Below are 935 nucleotides of genomic sequence, written 5' to 3'. Positions count from 1 at the left end.
GTCTTTGGGTGATAAATCGAATTGTTAGCAAGGTTGAAAAGCATTTTACGTCTAAAGCGGATCCAACGCTTGGTTCGTTTGTCAGTAGCCTGGCGTCAGTCATCTTCAAGATGATGCTATTGATTGCTGTTGCATCAATGGTTGGTATTGAAACTACTTCTTTCGTTGCAGTACTCGGTGCTGCTGGCTTGGCCGTTGGTTTGGCATTGCAGGGCAGTTTGTCAAACTTCGCTGGCGGTGTTTTGATCTTGCTATTCAAGCCTTTCAAAGTAGGCGACTTAATTGATGCTCAAGGCCATATTGGTGTCGTTAAGGAAATTCAGATCTTTAACACAATTCTAACAACGGCAGATAATCGCGTCGTTATTATTCCAAACGGTGCCCTATCAAATAGCAGTATGGTTAATATCAACCAGCTGGATACTCGCCGTGTTGATTTCGTTTTTGGTATTGGTTATAGCGATGATATTGATAAAGCGAAAGCGATTATTGAAGGCTTGATCACTTCAGATTCTCGTGTATTAAAAGATCCTGAGCATTTGATTGCGATCTCTGAATTAGCGGATAGTTCAGTCAACTTTACCGTTAGGGTTTGGACTAAGACGGCGGACTACTGGGCAGTTCACTTCACAATGTTCGAAGCAGTTAAGAAAGCGTTTGATGAGCAAGGAATTAGTATTCCGTTCCCTCAACAAGACGTACATATGCATACAGTTCAATAACCTACGCACTAGCGCCGGTTATTTAAGACGTTATTTGTTTTGCTGATAAAAGGCGCTCTTTTGAGCGCCTTTTTTATTAATAAACGTATTTCCTAACCTGCGAAAGAATGAAAACAAGTGTGATAATACTGCTGAAAAACTGGAAAAAAACTCATCTATAAACGACGCTAATAAAAAGATACTTTTTGTTACTTCAACTTATCTTTGTTCGTG

Annotated in this window: 1 protein-coding gene; it reads left to right on the top strand. The window is 40.1% G+C overall.

Annotated features, from left to right (window positions below; all coding sequences use genetic code 11):
- Positions 1-722, top strand: a 722-nt coding sequence (locus A3763_RS19260) for a mechanosensitive ion channel family protein (RefSeq protein WP_082880519.1), incomplete at its 5' end; no start/stop codon positions are given.
- Positions 723-935 lie beyond the last annotated feature (213 nt).

This window comes from Oleiphilus sp. HI0128, assembly GCF_001635365.1.
Note: the sequence above shows the minus strand (reverse complement) of the source record. Positions and strands in the feature narration are given on the sequence as shown.